General features: G+C 47.9%; 25 protein-coding genes, 1 tRNA gene and 1 pseudogene. 13 read left to right on the forward strand and 14 right to left on the reverse strand.

The annotated features are described in order from the left end of the window. The first annotated feature begins 19 nt into the window (after positions 1 to 19). The 4 genes from BN4_RS00770 (at position 20) to BN4_RS18010 (ending at position 2,732) form a co-directional block, all read left to right on the forward strand. Entirely contained in the window at positions 20 to 904 is an 885-nt protein-coding gene (locus tag BN4_RS00770) for an ankyrin repeat domain-containing protein (protein WP_157871228.1), read from the forward strand. Then, positions 894 to 1,523 (forward strand): hypothetical protein, encoded by a 630-nt coding sequence (locus tag BN4_RS00775; protein ID WP_015413438.1) that lies wholly within the window; start codon positions 894 to 896, stop codon positions 1,521 to 1,523. The genes BN4_RS00770 and BN4_RS00775 overlap by 11 nt, the downstream gene beginning before the upstream one ends. A 297-nt stretch (positions 1,524 to 1,820) precedes the next feature. Next, entirely contained in the window at positions 1,821 to 2,420 is a 600-nt protein-coding gene (locus BN4_RS00780; protein ID WP_015413439.1) for an AAA family ATPase, read from the forward strand. 12 nt (positions 2,421 to 2,432) lie between these two features. Continuing rightward, a complete protein-coding gene (locus tag BN4_RS18010) occupies positions 2,433 to 2,732 on the forward strand; it encodes a CbbQ/NirQ/NorQ domain-containing protein (protein WP_015413440.1) in 300 nt (99 codons plus the stop codon). Between the two features lie 31 nt (positions 2,733 to 2,763). Here BN4_RS18010 and BN4_RS00785 read toward each other — a convergent pair. Then, a pseudogene (locus tag BN4_RS00785) lies at positions 2,764 to 3,938 on the reverse strand (IS3 family transposase). A gap of 16 nt (positions 3,939 to 3,954) precedes the next feature. Here BN4_RS00785 and BN4_RS17415 point away from each other — a divergent pair. Together BN4_RS17415 and BN4_RS17865 are read left to right on the forward strand one after the other, a co-directional pair. Further along, complete coding sequence (locus BN4_RS17415) at positions 3,955 to 4,140, forward strand: Outer membrane lipoprotein (fragment) (RefSeq protein WP_015413444.1); 186 nt, start codon at positions 3,955 to 3,957, stop codon at positions 4,138 to 4,140. A gap of 35 nt (positions 4,141 to 4,175) precedes the next feature. Beyond that, a complete protein-coding gene (locus tag BN4_RS17865; RefSeq protein ID WP_015413445.1) occupies positions 4,176 to 4,418 on the forward strand; it encodes a hypothetical protein in 243 nt (80 codons plus the stop codon). Between the two features lie 405 nt (positions 4,419 to 4,823). Here BN4_RS17865 and BN4_RS00800 read toward each other — a convergent pair. From BN4_RS00800 to BN4_RS00835, 8 genes are all read right to left on the reverse strand, one after another. After that, positions 4,824 to 4,900 (reverse strand) — tRNA-Val (locus BN4_RS00800). A gap of 72 nt (positions 4,901 to 4,972) precedes the next feature. Next, on the reverse strand, positions 4,973 to 7,078 hold the full coding sequence (locus BN4_RS00805; RefSeq protein WP_015413446.1) for an FAD-dependent oxidoreductase: 2,106 nt from the start codon (positions 7,076 to 7,078) through the stop codon (positions 4,973 to 4,975). Positions 7,079 to 7,088: 10 nt separating this feature from the next. Next, positions 7,089 to 7,664, reverse strand: coding sequence for an electron transport complex protein RnfA (locus BN4_RS00810; RefSeq protein ID WP_015413447.1), 576 nt, complete (start codon positions 7,662 to 7,664; stop codon positions 7,089 to 7,091). A gap of 9 nt (positions 7,665 to 7,673) precedes the next feature. Continuing rightward, positions 7,674 to 8,351, reverse strand: coding sequence for an electron transport complex subunit RsxE (rsxE, locus tag BN4_RS00815; protein ID WP_015413448.1), 678 nt, complete (start codon positions 8,349 to 8,351; stop codon positions 7,674 to 7,676). Positions 8,352 to 8,362: 11 nt separating this feature from the next. Beyond that, positions 8,363 to 8,941 carry an RnfABCDGE type electron transport complex subunit G gene (gene rnfG / locus BN4_RS00820; RefSeq protein WP_015413449.1) on the reverse strand — a complete coding sequence of 193 codons (579 nt, stop codon included), beginning with the start codon at positions 8,939 to 8,941 and terminating at the stop codon, positions 8,363 to 8,365. After that, complete coding sequence (locus BN4_RS00825) at positions 8,920 to 9,927, reverse strand: RnfABCDGE type electron transport complex subunit D (RefSeq protein WP_015413450.1); 1,008 nt, start codon at positions 9,925 to 9,927, stop codon at positions 8,920 to 8,922. Before BN4_RS00825 ends, rnfG begins: the two co-directional genes overlap by 22 nt. Beyond that, positions 9,924 to 11,135: a 4Fe-4S dicluster domain-containing protein gene (locus BN4_RS00830; protein ID WP_157871230.1), complete on the reverse strand. Its 1,212-nt coding sequence runs from the start codon at positions 11,133 to 11,135 to the stop codon at positions 9,924 to 9,926. Before BN4_RS00830 ends, BN4_RS00825 begins: the two co-directional genes overlap by 4 nt. 8 nt (positions 11,136 to 11,143) lie before the next feature. Next, on the reverse strand, positions 11,144 to 11,884 hold the full coding sequence (locus BN4_RS00835) for a cytochrome c3 family protein (RefSeq protein WP_041720523.1): 741 nt from the start codon (positions 11,882 to 11,884) through the stop codon (positions 11,144 to 11,146). 230 nt (positions 11,885 to 12,114) lie between these two features. Between BN4_RS00835 and BN4_RS00840 the strand changes: the two genes are divergently transcribed. Together BN4_RS00840 and BN4_RS00845 are read left to right on the forward strand one after the other, a co-directional pair. After that, positions 12,115 to 13,623: an alkaline phosphatase gene (locus BN4_RS00840; protein WP_015413452.1), complete on the forward strand. Its 1,509-nt coding sequence runs from the start codon at positions 12,115 to 12,117 to the stop codon at positions 13,621 to 13,623. A 71-nt stretch (positions 13,624 to 13,694) separates the two neighbouring features. Then, positions 13,695 to 14,837: a YibE/F family protein gene (locus tag BN4_RS00845; RefSeq protein WP_041720072.1), complete on the forward strand. Its 1,143-nt coding sequence runs from the start codon at positions 13,695 to 13,697 to the stop codon at positions 14,835 to 14,837. A 10-nt stretch (positions 14,838 to 14,847) separates the two neighbouring features. On the opposite strand, the gene BN4_RS00850 is transcribed toward BN4_RS00845, so the two are convergent. Next, positions 14,848 to 15,144 (reverse strand): hypothetical protein, encoded by a 297-nt coding sequence (locus tag BN4_RS00850; RefSeq protein WP_015413454.1) that lies wholly within the window; start codon positions 15,142 to 15,144, stop codon positions 14,848 to 14,850. A gap of 91 nt (positions 15,145 to 15,235) precedes the next feature. Between BN4_RS00850 and BN4_RS00855 the strand changes: the two genes are divergently transcribed. Then, positions 15,236 to 15,871 (forward strand): flagellar brake protein, encoded by a 636-nt coding sequence (locus BN4_RS00855; RefSeq protein WP_015413455.1) that lies wholly within the window; start codon positions 15,236 to 15,238, stop codon positions 15,869 to 15,871. Here the strand turns inward: BN4_RS00855 and BN4_RS00860 are convergent. The 4 genes from BN4_RS00860 to BN4_RS00875 form a co-directional block, all read right to left on the reverse strand. Further along, on the reverse strand, positions 15,868 to 16,776 hold the full coding sequence (locus BN4_RS00860; protein ID WP_015413456.1) for an NAD(P)/FAD-dependent oxidoreductase: 909 nt from the start codon (positions 16,774 to 16,776) through the stop codon (positions 15,868 to 15,870). The two genes, BN4_RS00855 and BN4_RS00860, sit on opposite strands and share 4 nt — an antisense overlap. 76 nt (positions 16,777 to 16,852) lie before the next feature. Then, on the reverse strand, positions 16,853 to 17,632 hold the full coding sequence (locus BN4_RS18270; protein ID WP_015413457.1) for a sterol desaturase family protein: 780 nt from the start codon (positions 17,630 to 17,632) through the stop codon (positions 16,853 to 16,855). 50 nt (positions 17,633 to 17,682) lie between these two features. Further along, positions 17,683 to 18,459: an HD domain-containing protein gene (locus BN4_RS00870; protein WP_015413458.1), complete on the reverse strand. Its 777-nt coding sequence runs from the start codon at positions 18,457 to 18,459 to the stop codon at positions 17,683 to 17,685. After that, positions 18,456 to 18,785 (reverse strand): SHOCT domain-containing protein, encoded by a 330-nt coding sequence (locus BN4_RS00875; protein WP_015413460.1) that lies wholly within the window; start codon positions 18,783 to 18,785, stop codon positions 18,456 to 18,458. Before BN4_RS00875 ends, BN4_RS00870 begins: the two co-directional genes overlap by 4 nt. A 186-nt stretch (positions 18,786 to 18,971) precedes the next feature. Here BN4_RS00875 and BN4_RS00880 point away from each other — a divergent pair, with 186 nt between their 5' ends. Genes BN4_RS00880 through BN4_RS00895 form a run of 4 tightly spaced genes read left to right on the forward strand, consistent with a single transcriptional unit; the run spans position 18,972 to position 22,623 of the window. Beyond that, positions 18,972 to 19,370 carry a response regulator gene (locus BN4_RS00880; RefSeq protein WP_015413461.1) on the forward strand — a complete coding sequence of 133 codons (399 nt, stop codon included), beginning with the start codon at positions 18,972 to 18,974 and terminating at the stop codon, positions 19,368 to 19,370. Positions 19,371 to 19,419: 49 nt separating this feature from the next. Continuing rightward, complete coding sequence (locus BN4_RS00885) at positions 19,420 to 20,151, forward strand: Tim44 domain-containing protein (RefSeq protein ID WP_157871232.1); 732 nt, start codon at positions 19,420 to 19,422, stop codon at positions 20,149 to 20,151. 25 nt (positions 20,152 to 20,176) lie between these two features. Further along, a complete protein-coding gene (locus tag BN4_RS00890; RefSeq protein WP_015413463.1) occupies positions 20,177 to 20,899 on the forward strand; it encodes a class I SAM-dependent methyltransferase in 723 nt (240 codons plus the stop codon). Next, the gene (locus BN4_RS00895; RefSeq protein ID WP_015413464.1) at positions 20,896 to 22,623 is read left to right on the forward strand and encodes a YcaO-like family protein; all 1,728 of its coding nucleotides are present in this window, start codon (positions 20,896 to 20,898) and stop codon (positions 22,621 to 22,623) included. The genes BN4_RS00890 and BN4_RS00895 overlap by 4 nt, the downstream gene beginning before the upstream one ends. Positions 22,624 to 22,771 lie beyond the last annotated feature (148 nt).

Genomic DNA, 22,771 nt, shown 5'->3' on the forward strand with positions numbered 1-22,771 from the left:
ACTCAATGCATGTGAGGGCATGTTTGCTGTTACAAAGGTCGCGTTACAACAACTTCCCAAAAGAGAAATTCGAGTATCCGACGTATTCCCTGAGGACCGCATGGCCCAGAAGTTGGCTACTGCCGCTTCCGAAGGCGATCTGGAAAGAGTGGATGAACTCATCGCAAATGGGGCGAACCCCAATGCAGTTGGGGAAAACGGAATCACTGTTATCGGATGGCTACTCTACCGTCCTAATAAAGCTGGACTCAAGTGTCTCTTTGAGCATGGCGCAGACCCTAATGCCATTTGGGATAAATGGGACACGCAGCGAGGATGGGAGTGGGCATTCATTCATCTGGCAACAGAATTATCGCCAAAAATTGGTACTGATTACCTCCAACTGGCATTGGATGCAGGAGGAAATCCCAATTTGATGGTGAACAATTATTATGAATGGCCCATTTTGATTACTATAGAAAGAAAGTATCTAACTGCTTTTGCTGTACTATATTCATCGGGCGCCAATCTGAACTACAATGGGCATTATTCTCAAACACCGTTGATGCGTTCAGTAACTATTGAAAATTTTGAATTATGTTATTTTCTGCTTAAGCATGGAGCAGACTATATGGCCGGTGCGCCATATGACTGGGCCAAAGAATTTGCAAAAGGGAATGACATCTCAGGCCCAATGTCAGCCATATGGTCAAGCCTTCTCCATGATATCCTGAACCAAGAAGATTCAATCCACAACATGTGGTTTTGGCGTTGCATCGACTTTCTTGAAAAACAAGGAATGAATTTCGCCATTCCTGCGGATGTTGAAAAGTTTCGCCCTGCAGTCTTGGATACAAAGCCTACAGCTTATGAGCTTGAGATTGAAAGACAGAAAATGAAAAAGGGGAATGGCAATGAGTCGTAAATACTTAATTTTTATGCTCGCTTTGCTTGTTTTATCTGCAAATGCATCTGCGGTAGGAAGTACGGACCTCTCACAGGTGAAAACCATTACTCAGACTATCAAACTCTACCAAGGCGTCCTTACTTTTCCACCGCCCATGTGGGTGAATGAAGTCAAAGACCTTGGCAACTCAAAATTCTTCCGGGACCAGCAACGCAATCTGTTTACCCTTGAACAAATCCCCAAAGACCAGGAATTTGATAGCTGGACGAACCTCTACGGTGTTTATGGTTTCTACCTACCGGAATACGACATGAAGCGATTCATCAACGAGTCATTGAATGCCCTTGCCCTTGGCTGCAAAGTGCAGACGAAGTCCAAGATCGTCAACGCAGAGAATGGCATGATCATCATGACCTATATGTGCAAAGACCTCGTGGACCCGCTTGTTGTCAATGGCTACAACACGGAGAGCGGTTTTCTTTTCATGAGTCAGGTCGATCAATCCTTCGCCAAAGTCTACATGGCTTGGCGCTCAAAACAGGAATACATGAAGACCGACAAATGGCCCATGAACGCGGAAACCATGACCGAAGCCGTCGAACGAATGGGAAAGATACGGTATTTCAAGGTAGACTAAGCAAAATTAGAATCAGGGGATTTTCGGGGATACCTTACTAATTAAATTCCACAAATAGTGGAAAAGAGGCCCGGTTCACGCCGGGTCTTTCTCTTGTCCTTTGACATAGCCTAACCATCACCACCTGTAACAGACAGAGAGGCGATGAATAAATCAACATCCTTATGATGACGGTGCTGTTCAATTAATTACAGCTATATTATTTACCTGAACATTCGGCGTTTTTGCGTTCAATACATCCTTACCCCCACTTCCGCTACGGAGTGGGGGGGGGCTTATTCCAAAGGAGGAAATTCGATGAATGATAGTCGAAACGAACTGCAAACTCTCCAACCAACCGAGCACGATGCCGGTGAGATATTTAACGGCAAGAACTCTAACCGCACGGTTCGCGGATTTGCGATTCCGTGTTCATTCACTCCGGACCTCAACCCTGAATATTTGTTCCATGACTCCAGCCGCGACGCCGTGGTCTGGTTCATGGATTCGTCTGATCCACTGTACGTATTCGGGCCTGCCGGTTCGGGCAAAACTAGTCTCATCAAGCAACTCGCGGCTAAGCTGAATTACCCGGTGTTCGACATCACCGGCCATGGGCGATTGGAGTTTCCTGATATGGTCGACCATCTGACCTTGGAAGATTCCAACATGTCTTTTCAGTACGGACCGCTTGCGCTGGCCATGAAGTTCGGCGGTCTTTTTCTCCTAAATGAAATCGACCTTCTCAAGCCGGCGACTGCTGCCGGGCTGAACGGTATCCTGGACGGTGATCCGCTGTGCATCCTGGAGAACGGCGGCGAGGTCATCAAGCCGCATCCGTTGTTTCGGTTCGTGGCCACGGCCAACACCAACGGCGGGGCTGATGAGACCGACCTTTACCAGGGGGCACAGCGGTAAAATCTGGCGTTTATGGATCGTTTCTGGCTTTGTGAAATCGGCTACCCAAGTCCCAAGGTAGAGCGGGAGCTGCTGCATCGCAAGGTCCCTGGGCTGCCCAAGGACGTGCGGACCAAGATGGTGGAATACGCCAACGAGGTCCGCAAATTGTTTATGGGTGAGGCAGACGGCAACTTCCGCGACACTATAGAGGTGACCCTCTCGACCCGGATCCTCATCCGCTGGGCGGATTTGACCGTCCGCTTCCAACCATTAGCCCGACAGGGAATCCAACCTGTGACCAGAAGTGGGTCCACTTTGGTGGACCGCTGAGCGGCATTTTTAAGGTGGACAGTTTTACTGGTCACGCCGCCTGGCGGGGCCACCCCAGAGGGGGGGGGACCCCCTCTGGGGTGGGTCTCGCTTGATATTTCTCCATCGGCTTCCTGCCGTCAAAGGTCTTGTGAGGACGGCGGTTGTTGTAAAATTCAAACCACCAGGCCAAAGCACTCCGCAAGTCAGAGCCAGTCTCCAACTCCCGCAGATAAACGCATTCATATTTCAGCGACTTCCAGAGTCGTTCAATCATAACGTTGTCCATCCATTGAGATCCGAATTCCAGCATCACGCAAAGTCTTTATGAACTCATAGCTGGTAAACTGGCTACCCTGATCCGTGTTGAATATCTCAGGCACGCCGTAACGCATAATTGCGTTCTCCAGAGCCGAGACACAAAAGTCGGCTTCCATCGTGTTCGATAAGCGCCAAGACAAAATAGCACGGCTATGCCAATCCAGGATCGCCACGAGGTACAAGAATCCGCGTTTCATCGGGATGTACGTGATGTCGGCGCACCAAACCTGATTAGGCTTCGTAATCGCCCGATGACGCAGCAAGTACGGGTACGTCTTATGCTGTGGATGGGGATAGCTCGTCTTCGGCTTCTGATAAATCGCCATCAATCCCATCTTGCGCATCAACCGACGCACTCGACCACGACCAACCTGATGCCCTTCATCTCGCAGGATGTTGCGCATCTGCCGGGAGCCGAAGAACGGCAACTCCATGAACAACTCGTCGATGCGTTTCATCAACTCCAAGTTGTACGGAGATTCGCCGATCGGCTGATAGTAATACGTTGAGCGTTGCAGCCTAAGAATTCTGCATTGCCGTCGGACGCTGAGCATTGGATGCTCTTTGTCCACGACTTCACGCCTTCGCTCACAGCTCAGATTTTGGCGAAGGCTTGTTGCAAAAAATCCTTTTCGATAGTGAGCTGCCCGATCTTGGCGTGAAGCTCCTTGATGTGCGCTTCATCCTTTGCTGGCTCTTTTGGGCCTTGCCGGAAAATCCGGCAACGATTTGTTCTTTGGCTTGCTTCTCCCACTGGGAGATCTGATTGGTGTGGACACCATACTTGCTGGTCAGTTCGGAAAGAGTATGTTCTTCGGACAATGCATCCAGGGCAACTCGGGCTTTGAATTCAGCAGTAAATCTTCTTCTCTTTTTGGACTTCGAAAAGCCTCCTTTGGCTTCTATATGTCCACCTTAAGCTGTGGTCCAGTTTCTTAGACCCACTTCTTTTATCGTTTTAGTCAATACTACCCAAAAAGTCGGAACCGCTGTTGGCGGCTTAACCGGTGGGGTTGCCGGATACTTCGGCGCATCCACTGGCGCGGTTGCCGGAGTGCTGGCTGGTGCCATCGCAGGCTTCTTTGTTGGTTCCGCAGTGGGTGGTTAGGTCGGTGATCACATTGATCGAAATATCATCAGTGAATGGCGCTACAATCGTTGCAGTGCAAAATTCGAAACCTAAACCATGGAGATGATTCTGCGCGATTTCTGGACCTTCATCGGCGGCGTGGCTGTTGGCATCCTGACTTAACTGGCGTCTTTGCCACGGAAGAGGGCTACAAACCCCGTACCGTCGAGCAAGACGGGGAAGAGGGGGATGAACTGGAGGACGAAATTGAAGGGGAGGCTGGTGGAAACGAAGGCTTGATAATCCGGGCTATGTAAAAAGAGAGAGCCGCTGGCGGCTCTCAATAAATTGATGCGTTGAAGTAGACCTTGAAGTTGCGTAGGGCTGGGGAGTCATTCAACTGGGTCAAACTCGAAATTCATATTTTGAGACAGCGTCGAGTTATTATTAAAATTTAATTAGTTAGCGCAATTCTCTTTCGAGTAAAAAACCGAGCCACCCCCCTCGGCACCATAAATTTTAAAAGTTATAGCTAGATCGCTATGACTCTTTTTTTATTTTTTGACTACGGATGGCATGTGTCAATTTGTGTGCCAAATTTATTAAAACAGGGTGAAAAAGGGCATAAAATAGGTGAATACAGCTTTTTCGCGGAAGAGCACAAAAGAAGAATGCCAGGCCCTATAAAGTTCTGGGATGCCTGGCATTCTTTGGAATTTCAGTGGTGGGCGATACGGGATTTGAACCTGTGACTTCCACCGTGTGAAGGTGGCACTCTGACCAGCTGAGTTAATCGCCCGTTTCCTTCTTGAGACATTTGTCTGAAGGGAGGATTCATATATCTGCAAGATTTTTACTTTGCAAGCTTTTTTTAGGGCACTTCGACGCATTCATGCAATTCGCACTCTTGACCTTCATCTCGGTCACGATTGTAGCATGTCAGTCCGCATCGGAGGCAACGACACGTTTCATGTTTGGTTTCCGCTTCAGTCAAGGTGCCTTCGATTTCCTTGAAGGTACAGGTCCGTTCGTCGCATTCAAGGAGGTGGGGCATATCCGGGCGTTTGCGTGTGCTTACATCCGGGACATGGGTAAACATGGTGTACGGGATAAGATCGCGTTGTAGTCTACTTGAGTAATGTGGTGTTCCTTCAGTCAAGTATTGGTGAATGGACCGTGCTGCTTTTCTGCCTTCTCCCATGGCTGTGATGACGAGGGATGGGCCGATTCGCATATCGCCACCAGCGAAGACATGAGGGAGGGCCGTTTGCATGGTATCTGGGTCAGCGCCAATGGTACGCCATCGGGTTTCTTCCAGTTCGCAGACTCCAGACTCATCGTAGAGGCATGACAGTTCTGGTTTTTGTCCTATTGCCGTGTAGATAGTGTCGCATTCGAGGAGTGTTTCCGACCCGTCGATTGGGATGGGACTCCGTCTTCCTGAAGCGTCTGGTTCACCAAGTTCCATCTTGATGTATTCAAGGTGGGTCACACGGCCATTTTCGTCTTTGATTATTTTATTGGGAGAAGCAAGAAGAAGGTAGTTGACCGTTTCTTCTTCCGCTCCAATGATTTCTTCCGCATTAGCGGGCATTTCATCGCGAGTACGACGATACATGAGGGTGACATGGGCACCGAGCCTGACGCTGGAACGTGCTGCGTCAATGGCTGTATTGCCTCCACCGACAACCACGACCTTCTTGCCTATCCCGGTTTCTATTCCCAAACCAACCTTGGTGAGGAATTCCGTCCCGGTCTCGACTCCTTCCGCATCTTCGCCGTCGATGCGCAGGTTTAGATTCATCCATGCTCCAATGCCAAGGAAAACGGCTTCGAACCCTTGTTCTTTAAGAGTTTTTAGCGTGACATCAGTCCCGAATTTCTGTTCTGTTTTTGCTTCTATACCAAGTTCAAGTATCCCTTCCAGCTCCCAATCAAGTATTTCTTTGGGCAACCTGTATTTTGGGATACCATAGCGGAGCTGTCCACCAAGTTGGGGCATAGATTCAAATATGGTGGGACTATGTCCCAGTCTGCGCAGAAAAAAGGCACAGGCGATTCCGGCTGGTCCTCCGCCGATTACAGCAACTTTGCGCCCTGTGACCGGTGCGCATTCAATCGGGAGTCGCTGTCCTGAATTCATTTCCCAGTCTGCCACAAAACGTTTGATCATGTTGATCCCGATAGGGACATCAACTTGTCCTCGGCGACACGCATCTTCGCAGGGGTGGGGGCATACTCTCCCAATGGAAAGTGGCATGGGAATGCGTTCCCGTATCGTTTTGAGAGCTCCGGCATAATCTCCGCGCGATGCCTGCTCTATATATCGTTGAATATTGATTTGCCCAGGGCATTCCTGACGGCATGGAGCAAGGCAGTCAGTCTCCAGGTTGAGATGTGTCAATCGCGCGGAAAGCCCCCAAATAGTTATGACCCCTCTGGGGCAGACTATTGCGCATGCATTGCATGCTGTGCAGAGTTCTGGATCGACGACAGGGTATCCATTGGGCCCCATCTCAATAGCTCCGAATTGGCAGGCATCAACGCAGGTCCCATAACCAAGGCAGCCTTCCGGACACATCTTGCTCCCACCGTAGAGCAAATTCTGAGCTCGACAATCGAGAACTCCCTTGTAGTCGTAATTGTCTTCGGCACGGATACCGCCGGTGCAATCGACAAAGGCAATTTGTTTTTCCATGGTTGCAAATTCAAGCCCCATGATTGCGGCCACATTCTTGGCGATTTCATCTCCGCCGATAACACAGACTGTGGCTCCGGCTTTACCGTCGATCACACCTTGGGCCGCAGCAGCGCATCCGGGGAATCCGCATCCTCCGCAGTTGGCACCTGCCAGAACTCCTTCAACTTGTGAAATGCGTGGATCTTCATAGACATAGAGTACTTTCGATGCGACAGCGAGGATGACCGCTGACGTAAAACCAATGCCGAGAAGGACGAGGACAGAAGATGTAATCATTTATACACTCCTAGGATGCCATACCCTTGAAGGCGAAGAAAGTGAGAGACATGAGGCCAGCCATGATCAGGGCTAACGGGGTTCCTTTCAAGCTCACCGGAACTCGCGCCAGGTCGAGTCGTTCTCGGATTCCGGCGAGGACTACAAGAGCAAGCAGAAAACCGATACCGGAAGCTATGGAGAAGAGGATTGTTTCAATTAATGTAAATCCTTCTCGTTGGCAGATGATTGAAATACCGAGAACTGCGCAGTTCGTTGTGATGAGCGGAAGAAAGATCCCAAGAGATTTGTACAATGGAGGGATGACTTTCTTCAAAAACATCTCAACAAATTGGACGAGTGCGGCGATAACCAGGATGAACGTTATTGTCTGGAGATAGCCGAGGTCGTAGGGGCCAAGGAGGTATTTCTGGACACACCATGTTATGGCGGCAGCCAGGGTGGCTACGAAGATGACGGCCAACCCCATCCCCAAAGCGACTCCGGATTCCTTGGAAGTTCCAATGAAAGGACAATTGCCGAGATACTGAGCCAGAACTATATTATTGACAAATATAGCTGCTATGATGAGTACGAAATAATCCATGTCCTCTCCTTAGATCGTAGGCTTTTTGGCGCAGAGGCCACATGTCTGGCAGTCGTGGACCGGGCCTTCTATGGCTTCCAGTCCTCGTGTCTTGCGTTGCCAGTTCGTGAAGGCATTCATACCTGCCAAAAGCAGCCCGAGGCAGACAAATGCTCCCGGAGCTTCAACCATGAAACTGAATGGTTTGTACCAACTGCCAACAACATTCATGCCGAACCAGCTTCCATAGCCGAAGAGTTCGCGAATGGACCCAAGCAGGGTGAGTGAAAAGGTGAATCCGACTCCCATGCCAAGACCGTCGGCAATGGAGAGAAAGACCGGATTCTTGGATGCAAACGCTTCAGCTCGGCCAAGGATAATGCAGTTGACAACAATGAGAGGAACGAAAATTCCCAACTGCAAATACAGTGGATACGTATAGGCTTGCATGAGAAGTTCAACACAGACGACCAGAGAGGCGGCGACGACAATATAACAGGCAATACGAACCTTTGCCGGGATGACATTGCGTAAAATGGAAACCAGCATGTTCGAGAGGGCGAGTACGAAAATAACGGCAAGCCCCATGCCGAATCCATTATATGCTGTTTTGGTCACCGCCAATGTTGGGCATAAGCCCAGGACCACCTTGAAAGGTGGAAGGTCTTTCCAAAGCCCCTTAGAAAACTCTGTCCATAATCTACTCATAGTCTATCACCTCAAGAGCCCCAGCTTTCGGGGAACTTGTCCTTGATTTGCATGAAAATCTTGACTGCATCATTCACGGCATTGACCGTTGCAGTCGATGTTGTTGTCGCACCAGCGATGGCCTGAATCGGTCCACCGTTCTTGGTCAGGTCTATACCATCACTGGGTTGATTCCTGAATTGTTCCCGGTATTCGGGTTCAGAAGCTCTGGCTCCCAGCCCTGGCGTTTCTTTCGATGTTGTTATCCCTATCCCGGCTATCTGCGTACCTGTGGTGTTGATACCTACCATGACACCGACCGGGCCTCCGTATCCTGTCCCATATCTTTCGAATGCCACACCTGTGAGTTTCCCTTCCTTCATGGCGGGAAAGACCGTTACCGACTCATTTGCCAATTCAAATGTCTTGCGGTCTTTAACCGGATTGTTGTCAAAGTCGGTGAAGACTTGCTTCAAAGCCGGACCTTGGACATAGGTCAATACCTGTTCTTCAATTTTGGCACTGGTCGCATCTCTCACTGTGGCCAGAGTCAACCCGGACAGACCACAGATCAGCGACAGGACAAATATCATTTTGAGCATTTCGCGCATTGCGTCGGCTCCTCCAGGTCTTGAGGTATACGGTAAGCGCCGCCGAACGGTTTGGGGCGGATTCGGTCGAGCAGAGGGGTAAAGAGGTTGGATAAAAGAATGGCAAACGGAACACCATCAGGGTAAATTCCATAGACTCTTATGATAATGACCATAGCACCTGCCATGAATCCATAAAGAAGTGATGGGATACGTCCCATGGGAGATGTGGCGGGGTCAGGGGCCAGGAAAAAAGCTCCAAATATGGCTCCTCCGGAAAGTAGATGGAAAAGAGGAGAGGCATAGGATGTTTGATCCATTATTTGGTAGCACCATGCCGTGCCCGCAATCCCGACAATGAATGCAACCGGGATCTCCCAACTGATGTGGCGGCGGATAAGAAGAAAAGCGCCACCGGCCAATAAGGCTGCTATTTGAATTTCTCCCAGGCCTCCGAGTTGGTTGCCAAGAAACAAAGAATTCGTATCCAGAGATTGAATGGCATCAAGTCCGAAAAATTTAAGTTGTTGCAATGGAGCGGGGAGATTGGACGTGAGCATGGTTGAGTTGGTGTCCATGTATACCCCCCATGATATGCGGCACGCTGCCCAGCCGACTAGAGGTGTACAGAGTGGATTTCCTCCGAGACCGCCGAAAATCATTTTTCCAAGGATAATGCTTGTGGCTGCACCAACTGTCACAAGCCACCAGGGAGCGGAGGCCGGAAGCAAGAAAGAGAATAAAAGCCCTGTATGAAGAGCGCTGAGATCATCGAGAGATTGTTCTCGTTTTGTCAGTTTGTTGCAAAACGCTTCGCTGAGGATAGCAACCAGGCATGAAAGTGCCATGACACGCATGGCTCCAATGCCGAATGCCACAATAGCCATGATAACTGCTGGCAATAATGCGATAAGAGTTTCAGTCATGGAGCCTTTAATTGTTCTCCCACAATGGGCGTGGGGAGGGACTATGACTGTGAGTATGGGCTGGATTGGTTTGGTTATCATGCTTTGACCTCGTCCTGTTGGTCGCTTTTGCTGGTGAATTCCTCTTCGCGGGCATCTGATGAGGTTCTCAGTAATGCTATTTCGTATTTGGCGAGTCGAATATATTGAAGTAGAGGACGCTGCGCTTTGCACCAATAACTGCAAAGTCCACACTCGATACAAGAGTGGATATGGAAATCTTCAGCCCTTTCAAATTGTTTGAATTCGGAACATCGACTGATCATTCCAGGCAGAATGCGGGCTGGACAATGTCGCTCACATTCTCCACACCCCAGGCAGAAATTATCTGTGGGAATAAGTCCTTCTTTGCTGCGAAGAATGGTGAGCCCCGTTGTGGATTTATCTACTCCCTGCTGGAGGTTGAGGGCTGTCATGCCTCTCATGAGTCCCCCAAGAACGACCCTGTCTCCAGGCATGACTGTAGCTCCGGCTTCCTTGACCAAATGTCCTATTGGGGTTCCAATTTTGATCAAGTGGTTTTGGCCCCCAAGAGTCATCACTGTTTCGGTAAGAGGGCGGCTTGTTTCCATGACTCTGCCGATAAAATAGAGATCACTGACGGAAAAGATGGCAGCGTCGTTCGGCTTCTTGCCGATAAGGGTTTCTTCGCCTGTGACAGTTTTGAGAACCAACTGATCAAGGCCATTTGGATATACCGGTGAGACGTGAAGGACTGTGCAGTTTGGAAAGGCGTTGGCTTTATTTCCCTTTGCCGCGACGAGGAATACCTTGGATGGTTCGGCTATTCGCTGAATTGTTTCCAAGCCAAGCTCGACAGTTTTACGATAATCCTTGAGGAGCGGATCATACGTGGAAATACCAGGTTCAGGTGGGACAGCATTGACAACGAGAGTCGTCACCTTCTCCAGGTGTCGGACACTGACTCCCTGGCTTCTCAACCATTCTTTCAGTTCCTCTCCCCCCTCCTCAGGAGCGGGGCTTTCGGGGGCGTGCCCAGCTCTGCCGACATCCATAACAATTGCTTCAGGGGTAATTTCCCGGATTGTTCCAGCAAGAGGTGCATGCAGATCTCCCAATCCGGAAAGTCGTGCTTTGGCTATTTTTGTTCCCGACAGGACCTGATCACCCTCAGCGAGAATGGGGGTGTGGGCCTGGGCTGGAATGCTCAATCGGTCCGGGCTTGAACCTTTGACAAGTGGACCTGTCTCCCCGGTGAGTAAACTGAAACTGTATGTCGACATCGTCATATCGCCCTCTACTTCATGTGGCACTTGTAGCAGGAGTCGTCTCCATAGGGGCCAGAACTTTGGTGTTCATGGCACCCTCTGCATTGTGCATGGTATGCATTGGTTGTCGTGGGAATAAGCATATCTATCGATTCTTCATGACAACTTGAACAACGCTGTGGTGCAGGTGTCAGGCCTTCCGTTTTTCTTGCGTGGCATTTTTTACATCCTTTCGGACCAGCCTCAAAGAAGTCATCATGGCAGTCCGCGCAACGGCTGTGACTGGCTTCTTTGAGACTTATCATCCCTTCGGTTGCGTTTTCCTTGTGACAGTTGGAGCAAGATTGAGGTTCAGGCTCGATCGATTTGTCGTGATGGCAGGCCTGGCAATCTTCTGGCACATAGTCTTCTGTGTGTGCATCGTGTGAGAAATTCTCGATGGTCGCAGTTCGATGGTGACAATGCACGCATTGTGTTTGGTCGAATTCAGAGGGGTGATTTGCTAAAAAGCCTGCATCAAACCTCTTCACATGACACCGGGAACACTGGAGAGGTCTTTGTTCATTCGTAGAGGTGTGGTGGCAGGTTACGCACTCTTGATTTTGCAGCTCCACATGTGAAGCATGGGCAAAAATGACTTTTCCTGCTTTGTTATTCAGGAGTGTACGAGTCGGAGCCTGTCTCTGTTCATCAGGTGTCAGGTACCCAGTCAGGGCTGCGATGAAAAATAACCCTGTCAATATGGCGATTGGATAGTAGCGTCTTGGCAAAATATCGACCTCGATTTTAGACGTATTTTGACTTTGTAGCTGAAAAAACAATGTTTCGTCTATCATAATGTCAAATAGATCTGTCACTCAACATGATAAATTTAAGAATGTTGAATTGTCATGGCATTGACACCGTTCGGTCATGTTCTCTGAGTATGTGTTCATGTATCAGGATGGCTTATTGATCAGGTCTTGCCTGGTTTGGACAACGTGACATTCGGAGGATTAAGATGAACGTGCATGGGAAAAGAATTATGGAATTAGGGGTGTTCTTGGTTCTTTGTGGACTGAGCTTATTGGGGGGATGCTCTCAGGAACCTGTCTCTGTTCGGGCAGAGGACACAGTGGAGAAAACAGCAAAATACGTTTTTCTGTTTATCGGTGATGGGATGGGGCTTCCTCAGCGAGCAGCCACAGCTGCATATACCGGGAAAAAATTGGTCATTGATACTTTCCCGGCTCAGGGTGTGACAACGACATTTGCAAATGACCGATTCATAACCGGTTCAGCTGCATCCGCAACCGCCTTAGCGTCGGGTATCAAGACAAACATCAATTATATTGGTGTGGATGAGAACTTTAAGCCTGTGAGAACTGTGGCAGAAATAGCGAAGGAACAGGGGAAGAAAGTTGGCATTGTTTCAAGTGTCTCCATAGATCATGCTACTCCGGCCGCGTTTTATGCGCATGTCAAAACCCGAAAGATGTATCATGAAATTGATTATGCCTTGGCAGAGTCCGGTTTCGATTATTTCGCAGGTGGAGGGCTTAAGGACCCGACCGGCAAGAAATCCGAGTCCCCGTTGGGAGATGCTTTGTCCAGAGCAAAACATAACGGATATACAATCGTTCGCAACAAAGCTGATTTCAAATCGCTGACTCCAGCCGATGGGAAAGTGCTCGCCTGGAATGAATGGCTGCAGGATGGGCAGGCGCTTCCCTATGTTATGGATATGACCGATGCCGATATCACTTTACCTGAGTTTACTGCCAAGGGCATCGAATTGCTTGATAATGAAACAGGCTTTTTCATGATGGTCGAAGGTGGAAAGATTGATTGGGCATGTCACGCGAACGATGCCACTGCTTCTATTCTCAATACCATCGCATTTGATAATGCCGTCAGCCAAGCTGTTGATTTTTATGATAGACACCCGGACGAAACCCTTATCGTTGTGACAGGTGACCATGAATGTGGCGGATTGACTCTTGGATTCGCCGGGACCAAATATGGTTCATATTTCCAGATATTGGGAAATCAGAAAGTATCCTTTCAGAAATTTACTGATGAGATCCTCGTGGCATTCAAGGAGAAGGGTGGTTCTTTTGATGATATGAAATCGCTGGTAACCAAGGAATTCGGCCTCAAGTTCGCAGGGGATCCCAAGGTCGACCCAACTGTCCTGGAAGGTTTTCAGATCGACGAACTCAAAATGGCGTTCAATCGTAGTATGTCTGATTCTCCAAAAGCAAAGGGGGCCGAGTACCTTCTTTATGGAGAATATGATCCCTTGGCAGTAACCTTGACCCACGTACTCAACCAAAAAGCGGGCCTTGGCTGGACTTCTTACAAGCACACCGGAGTGCCTGTATCCACTTCGGCGTTAGGTGTTGGTTCGGAGTTGTTCAATGGAAGTTATGACAATACCGATATTGCCAAGAAAATCATGATTGTCATGGGTGTGCCTGCCAAGCCCCAGTATGTCGATGCCGAGCGTCTTGAATTGGCAGTGAAATAATCCAGAACGTTTCAATGAAATATCGGGCGGGTCGGCACTTCGCTGACTCGCCCCTTTTAACTGAAGGGCATATGCAGATATCGAATAGGAAACGGCGAGATATCTATTTGGTCGTCGTTTTTTCACTCTTGGCCGTGGCGATGTATTTTCTGCCAACTGGATTTGAAAAGAATACAGATGAAACTGCTGTCCGATGTACTGGGCGAGTGACGTCCGTTGACAATACGAATATACAGGAATTCGGGCTGATACGAAAAGGAGAGCAAGGCCTGTCGTTGACGATTCTGGACGGCCCTTTTGAGGGGGAAATTTTTGATGCGCATAATCAGCTTCTTGGACAACTGGATCGTGACAAACTTTTCCAAGCTGGTGATACCGCATATGTTATTATGACAATTGGTGCCCATGGAGAAGTTCTTTTCATTAATCCACAGGCACATTATCGACTGGGGTTGGAACTCTTACTCCTTGGACTCTTTGCCGGACTTTTATTGCTTTTTGGAGGGTTGACGGGGCTTAAGGCTCTGCTCTCTTTTGTTTTTACGGGGATGATGCTTTGGAAAGTCCTCGTACCGCTTTTGCTTGGCGGTGCCGATCCTGTCTGGCTTGCGCTTGGCGTTGTGGCGTTATTGAGCGCTGTTATTATTTTTCTAGTCGCTGGTATCAATCGGACCGGGATGACAGCTTTTGGAGGAGCCTTTCTGGGTGTACTTTCCAGTTGCCTGTTGGCTGTTGTTTTTACAGGGGCGTTTCATGTTCATGGTGCAGTGATGCCTTTTGCGGAAACTCTCTTGTATGCCGGGTACGGGCATCTTAATTTGTCACGAGTCTTCATGGCTGGTGTTTTTCTTGCTTCTTCAGGGGCGGTGATGGATTTGGCTATGGATGTGGCCTCAAGTATGGGAGAGGTCGTCGCCCAAAATCCGAATATATCCAGAGTGGAAGCTGTCTGGTCAGGTATACGCGTGGGGCGTGCTGTTGTGGGGACTATGACTACGACTTTGCTTTTGGCCTATTCTGGTGGCTATGTCACCTTGTTGATGGCCTTTATGGCTCAAGGAATTCCCTTGGGAAGCACCTTCAATTTCATCTACGTAGCAGCCGAGGTCCTCAAGACTCTTGTCGGGAGTTTCGGGTTGGTGACAGTTGCTCCGTTCACGGCGCTCATTGGCGGTCTGTTACTTGTTCCTCCAAATGCAAATTCTGTTGATTGAGCAGAGAGCGCTATTTTTTGAGGAGTACTTTCCAAAGAAGGGTAACTATGAAAAAAAAGATCCCGGCCCACCAGAAAATAACAGCCAGTTCCGTTGTTGAGAGCAGATATATTGCCTTGACTGCCATCTCCAGAGGGAGTGAGTGAATAATGGAGAGGAAATCCATCCCGAGAAAGGTCGAGCTTATATCAAGGAGTGGCAAAGATCGCCAATTTCCAGTGAATATCCATGACAGCGATTGAAAGGTGAGGGTCAGGGCACATCCTATCCAAGAGAGCATGCCCAAGGCTCTTAAGACTGTTGCCATTGATTTCCTTCCGGGAAAGAGTGCATAAGAAAGGTGTATATAATTGCTGTGTGAATGGCTATCATCTAATATTCAGAGAGGAGGATAGAGGGTGGTCAAACTCGGAGTTGGTGCAAAGGTTCTCATTGAGTTCTCGACGTTTGGGGATCGGTTCCTGAGCGTTGTCGCCGATGTGAAAAATGACGGTCGTCTGCTCGTTTACTCTCCGGTTTCTCTTCCTATCATCGAACGGCTCCGCACGGACCAGAATGTCCTCGTGCGTTTCGCGCATAAAGGCTCTTTGAAAGGGTTTCGTTCTCGGGTTTTGAATCAAATCGAATCGGTACATAGTCTTTTTGAGTTGGAGAAGCCCATACATACTTTTGATGCAGAGGAACGGAGTGAGCCTCGGTGTGCGTGTCATTTCCCCGGTTCACTGGTTGTTGAAGGGGAGAGGGCTGCATTGATTGTCGTTGAGGATATGTCTGCCCATTCCACACGGATTCGCTTTTTAAATGGTGGGCTGACACCCTTCCTTCAAGATTTTTCTGGCCTGATCGTGACTTTGAAATTTTATCCATTCAATGTTGACCAAGGTTATGCCATCGATTGTCGTATCAAGAATCTTTTTATCAAGGACGGCATCGAATATGCCGTCCTTGACTATGAGCAGGATGAGTTTGAAATGCGCTCTAGAATAGCCCAGTTTATCGACTCGCGTCTGTGCTGTGCTCTTGCTCGAATTTAATCCATTTCAAGTTTTTTCGCGTAGGTTGCAGCTTCTATCCCCGCCACGCAGCCTTCACCGACAGCTTTTGCCATCTGAAGCGGAGGACCACAAATATCACCTGCGGCATATATACCTGGAATATTGGTGCGTTGTTTTTTGTCAGCGTCAATGTATTTCATTGATTCGTCAAGTTGGATTCCGAGCATGGCTGTCAACTCCAGAACACCCTTTGCGCCAAGCTCAATGAATACTCCACTGACATTTTGGGAGGATCCATCTTCCAGAAGAACGCCCGTAACTTCATTTTCTCCGAGTATTTTCTGAATCTTCGAACCATTGTGGACTTTGACGCCGGTCTCTTTCAATTGAGTGATCAGTCCTTCTGCAACATCCAATTCTTCGCAATAAAGGTGCACTTCGCTTGCAAAGTTGGTCAAAGCCACAGCGCCACTGGCCGCAGCGCTCCGGCAGCCAGTGACAGCGACAACTTCATTTCTATAGAATCCTGCATCGCAATCGACACAATAACTGACACCTTTACCCAGTAGTTCCTTTTCTCCGGGAACTTTGAGTTTGTTGCGGCTGGAACCTGTCGCAATAACAACGGTTTTTCCTGTAATCAGCTCTCCCGATTCTAATTCGAGAGAAAATAAAGAACCGTCAGATTCTATTTTCAAAACATCTTCATCTCTGATTTCTGCACCGAAACTGATAGCCTGCTCTCGTCCGGTGTTCAGGATGTCTTCACCTGAAATTTTAAGTTGGCAACAATAGTTTTCCACATGTGCCCAATACAAGCTGCTGTTGTCCATTCGGCCAAGCAGGAGTGTCTTGGCCTTTTTGCGTGCAGCGTGGATGGCGGCCTGAAGCCCACCTGGACCAGTTCCGAGTATGACCACATCGTAGAGAGTTGGTTCAGTCATTAAGAGCCTCCGTAGTATCAAAGGGATTGTCAGAGTGATGTAATAAACACTCAGTTCGGAATGTACAGGGATGAAATTAGAGAAAGGGGATGCTGAGCATTTTTCTTATCTGTATATATTCAGGCGAGCGAAAAATATTCATACCTATGTGCATTTCTGTATGGCCTAATGCTGGCTGTGACTGGTATGTCTGGAAGAGTCTGTCCCACCACGGGAAGTTGAACCCAAAATTTTTGTTTGCCTCACGCATATCTGTTGAGTGGTGGATGCGGTGTTGATCAGGAGTGACGATGAGTAGGCGAAGAATTTTGTCTATGTGGAGTGGAATAAATATATTTGCATGATTGAAAAGGGCGCAGCTGTTCAAGAGAATTTCAAAAAACAGGACAGCCATGGGAGAAGGACCAAAAAAAAGAATACCAAGGAACTTTATCAAAGTAGAAAGGAGTATTTCAAGTGGGTGAAATCGAATGCCCGTGCTGGAGTCTATATCGAGATCCGCATGATGCATACGATGGATTTTCCAGAGTGGGCGGATTTTGTGAAAGAAGACATGTTGCCAATAGATAAGCATGTCCAGGAAGAGGATGGCACAAATGAATTCAACCCAGGCTGGGAGTTTCAACCAATTAAACACGCCCCATCCGTGTTCGAAACAGTACAGGGCCATAGCAGTGGGAATCATTGGAGAGAGTGTGCGAATAAGGACAGTCGATATGAAAGAAATGGAAATGTTGGAGAGCCAGCGTCGCCGTCTTGATGTTTGAAGGGGGCGTCTCGGGTATATAGTTTCGAGAAGAGCAACGACGGTTAATAGTGTTGCAAAGAAACCAAGACGAATTGTTGCTTCATTCATTCTTCTTTCCTGCTAGAAGATCCGTTTTTTTCTTGTATGAAGTGTTTTAATCAAGAGAGTCTTTCATCCATGAAATTTGTAATTCTTTTATTCAATGCCTGGATTCTTTCATCATCTGGCAAGAGGGAAAAAAGAATATCCAAATATCCTTTTTCCCTGAGTAGCTGCAAGGATTGAGTATAGTATAAATCATATACCCAGCCTATGACTAATAATTTAAAATCATTTGCGCTCTGGATCAGTCGGTAATCACTGGTTTCCCTGGCCATGATGCTATCGTAGACTGCCAAGGAGTACTCCCCAGGCTTTTCGACGAAGCCGTGAGTAACGACAGGGTCGGGGTTTTGACTGGTAAAGTGCTCAACCATGACTCTGTATATGTCAAGCTTGTCTGCGTCACGGACGACATTCGTTGGATGTCTCAAATGATCAGGGAGGTCTGGGCGAATTGTTTTGAGGTTGTGTTGACCGACTGCGAAGCGGATGGTCCTCCAGTCCTGGTCGCTCAGACCTTTCGGAAGAGAAAGTGTCCTGAGAGTGAGGACACCCAATCTGGCGTGATTGATCGAGTCTCGATCATTGTACGTCTGGTAGCGGGAGAACTGTGGGAATCTTCCTATATCATGATATAGAGCGGCAAGGTGGCAGAGGTCGGCCTCATGGGGGGAGATCTTTTCGGAGCGAATAATGGCCTTCGCATTCTCAAGAACGGCGAGGGAATGGGTGATTTTCAGTTGGATCTGGGCATCATACGCTTTTTCATTGTGAAAATGGCCATTGGCAAAGCCTATGAGGGTGTCGACGTGTTCATCAATCGAAAGGGTCATTCCTCAAGCCTTTTCAATTTGATCTCATATTCAAATTCGGTGATTTCGCCTTTCTCAAAGAGAGCCTTAAGCTCTTTGCGTTCTTTGATACGCTCTTCTTCGGCTTCTCTGTCCATCTCTTTGTCACGGAAGAATCCATTTGGACCGTAAAGGAGGCGGAGAAAAAGTATGATAGCGATAAATATAAATGAGACAAAAATCATTCTGGCAATTGCCGGGCCAATTTGTTCTCCATACCCGGAGTTGAAAGGCCAGCCCCGCCACACAGGGCTGTCTAGAAAATCAAAAAAATCAGCCATAAAGAATGACAAGAAAGGGAAAGACATCATTATCTCCGTGAAGATTCAAGTGAACAATGGTCTTTCCCTACGTAGCAAATGACTGCGTGGCAAGCGCTTTGGGGGGAGGAAAAAATGATTCTCGTCCTCTTGTGTTAAGTCCTTTAAGTGACTATCGTCCACCATGAGTTTGATTTTGAAGGTGTTGGTTCTCAGTGGCTCAGTGGAGGAGCAATGCGAATTCTGATTGTCGAAGACGAGTTCACGAGTAGGAAACTCCTGACAGCGTTGCTGTCTGATTTTGGGGAATGCGACACAGCTTCCGATGGAGTTGAATGTGTTGATATTTTTCGGCATGCCCTGGATGAAGGGAGACCGTACGATCTTCTCTGTATGGACATCATGATGCCCAACAAGGATGGGCATCAGGCACTCAAGGAAATTCGCGGTATAGAAAGCAAGCTTGGTATTCCTGCTTCCAGAGAAGCCAAAGTTATTATGGTTACAGCGTTAAATGATCCGAAAACGGTTGTGAAAGCATATTATAAAGGGGGCGCAGCTGCCTACCTGCCTAAACCCATCGAAGTCGACAGTCTTCATGCTATTCTAAAAGATCTTGAACTGATTGATTGAAATACTCATATTTTCTTTATCCCCCAATATTATGATTCAAATAAAAAAAATGATTCAGTGTTTGTTGGCCTTGTGGTGCCGTTGTCTTGCTGTTTTGCTTCTTATTCCGGCTACAGTTCTGCCCGCGTTCGCAGAACAGCAAACGCCTTCTTCCGGTGGGCATATACTCAATATCCTTCTCCTGGGCGTGATTGCCTATTTTCTGGTTCGTATGTTTCGACGCAGAATGGGGGGAGGAAGCAACTCCGAGAAACACTCGGATAATGATACATCCAAGAATTCCAGGCCTCAAGGACGTGTACTTCGTCCTATGGATAGGCATGAAGCTGCGCGGCAAATGTGGGGGCAATTGGGGTCTGAGAAGAATGATAGCCAAACAGGGGATGCGCAAGCTGAAATACGGGTGGATGGTTTCGATGAAGCTGAATTCATTGAAGGAGCCAAAATTCTGTTTTCGCGGTTTCAGCAGGCCTCAGACAGCCAAGATTTTGATGAGTTGAAAATTTTTCTTTCAGACGAAGTCTATACCGATGCAGTTAAACAGAGTCAGGAATTTCCTTCCGGAGTACGTACTGAGATCATGCTTCTCGATGCGCGTTTGATGGAAGTGAAAACAGAGGAAGGGCGGACCCTTGCCTCTGTTTTTTATGATGCACAGATCCGCAGGGGAGTCTCTGGAGAGCAGCCTATGCAAATCAAAGCCGTATGGGATTTCTCTCGCGAGGATGCCATGGAAAAGAGCCTGTGGACATTAGAAAAAATCAATAAAGTTGATCAATAGCCAGTAAAACCGCTTGGAGGAAATCGTGGCTGAGAAAGAGTATAATCTTGATCAGCCCATGGATTCGTTGATCAACCTGGCCGTAAAAAAATTCGGCGAGGTTGAGTTTCAGCCTGTTTCTGTGGGAGATCATTCTTTTTTTGTTTTGCAAATAAAGAATATGCAGCAATATATTGATAAATTGATGGATAAAACGAGAGCAGGCAAAACTGTCTCATTGCCTCTTTGGGCTAAAATATGGCCAGCGAGTCTTGTCTTGGGACACTCTTTGTCTAAGTTCTCTCTGGGTGAAAACAAGACGGTTCTGGAAATTGGCGCCGGGGCTGCCCTTTCAACTATGGTTTTCGCAAAGCGTGGACTTCGGGTAACGCTTGCAGATCATGATCAGGATGCTCTTCTTTTTAGCCGTATCAATATTCTAAAAAATGGACTGGAGGCACGGGCCAAAACAGTCAAAACAGATTTTAAGACTCCGCTGGCTGAGCGGTATGACTGCATCGTCGGCGCGGAACTTTTATACGATGAACAGTCTTTTAACCTTTTGGCTCCATTTGTTGAAAAAAATCTTATCGAAGGCCTGGAAGGTGAAGTCTTCTTCTCGCTTGATCTGAAAAGGGCGGCGAGAAATTTCTTTGCATCATGCAATACCCATTTTAATATTATGAAATCGACAGTCTCTTTCAAAGATCAGGAAACCGGGGATGATCAGCCTGTGAACCTCTTCAGATTCAAGAGGAAAGAGCAGTGATAGAACTCAAGGATTGTTTTAAGAAGTATGATACGGATCAGGATAAAGCCTGTTCTCCTGAAGAAACCGTCAGGAGGGTCAAAAATCTGCTCGCAGAAAAATGTGAGGGAGTTCTGGCTCAGACAGAGAGGGTAGACACAGGGAGATTGGGAATTCCCGTCTTTGTGAGTACCTGTGGTCCAGAAGCCCAAAAGGTCATGCCAACAAGGAAACAAATGGGTAAAGGGGCCTCCCCTGAGCAGGCTGAAGCTTCAGCGTTGATGGAGTTAGTTGAGCGATTTTCCTATTTCAGTTTTTGGTCTGATGAAAGTAATTTTGTGGAATTGACATGGTCTGAAGCTCAGGAGCAGTGGCCGGGGCAGGTTGTTGATATTCAGATGATCATAGCTTCGGTGGATGAAGAAATTCATCCTGCAGATGCAGTTCGTCTCATGGATCTTATTCAGTGGCGTTTTCATCCTGCTTTGAATATCGCGACAGGCAAACAGGAATATGTTCCGCTGGACTGGTTTAAAAAATTAAATGAATTCAATGGTTCATCTGCTGGGAATACTTTTGAGGAATCCATTGGACAAGGAGCATGCGAATTAGTCGAGCGGCATGTGTGTGCTGTCGTGGACAGAGCTCGTTCCGTGGTGCCGACAATAGATTCGGCGACGTGTGATGATCCTGTTTTTCGCCGTCTGGTCGAGTGCTTCGAGCGTAATGGAGTCAACTTGCTCCTCAAGGATTTTACAGAAGGCTACCCGGTGCCTACCGTGGCTGCTGTTGCCTGGGATGAAAAGACATTCCCAGCCTTGAGTGAAATTGTGTTTACCGCTGGAACAGCCGCTTCACCAGTGAAGGCCGCTATTCGTGCAATTACTGAGGTGGCCCAACTTGCAGGAGATTTTGAGACCAGTAGAGTCTATGAAGCTTCTGGCTTGCCCAAGTTGACAGATCTTGCACAGTTGGAATGGCTGCGAAAGGGAGACGTTGTTTCTCTGGAATCTTTGCCTTCCACTGAAGATGACAATATATATAATGAATTGATGGTATTGGCTCAAGGACTTGAGGCCAAGGGAACGCCGCTTTATTCTGTTGACACCCGCCACCCAGACTTGATGGTGACCACCAATTACAGTTTTGTTCCAGGTTTTGATTTTCGGGAGCGGACACCAAATAGATGTATCGGGCTTTTTGTTGGTCGGATTCTTGCCGAAGACGTTGAATTCGGAGATGCTTTGCAAGGGTTTGAAATCCTTTCTGAAGTCTATCCCAATGCGTATTTCATACCCTTTTTTAAGGGACTTTTGGCACTCCGAATGGGCGATGCTGAATACGCTGTGGAGCAGTTTGGGGAAGCTGAACCACTGCAACCCGATAGTCAGGAGCGGGCCTTGGCTGCATTTTATCAGGCTTATGCCTTGTCGCAATTGGAACGATGGGCTGATGCCATTCCGCACCTTGATGATGCGGTTAGTTTTGATTCCGAGTGCAAGGAATTTTTCAATCTTCGTGGCGTCGCTTATTTCAAAAGCGAACTGTACGAGAAAGCAGCTAAAGATTTTCAAGCTTCATTGACCTTGGACAGCGGGTCTCCCCATGATTTAGCTAATCTCGGATTATGTCATAAATTTATGGGGAATACTTCGGAGGCTTTTGATTATCTTAAAGCCGCGCTCAAGTTGGACCCGAACTTGGAATATGCTCGAACTCACTATGATGAACTCAAGCAAATCTAGTGTGTTGTTGATGATATTTGAGCTTTGTCATTGTTGAATAGAAAAGGTCAGAGCGCTTGACAAAACTCATGGTGGGGAAGTAATGTCCTTCCACGGTTTTAGCCGATGCTCCAATTATATAGGTATCAAACAGCGGATCGCTGTTTAC

It is taken from the genome of Pseudodesulfovibrio piezophilus C1TLV30 (assembly GCF_000341895.1).
Classification (GTDB): Bacteria; Desulfobacterota; Desulfovibrionia; order Desulfovibrionales; family Desulfovibrionaceae; genus Pseudodesulfovibrio; species Pseudodesulfovibrio piezophilus.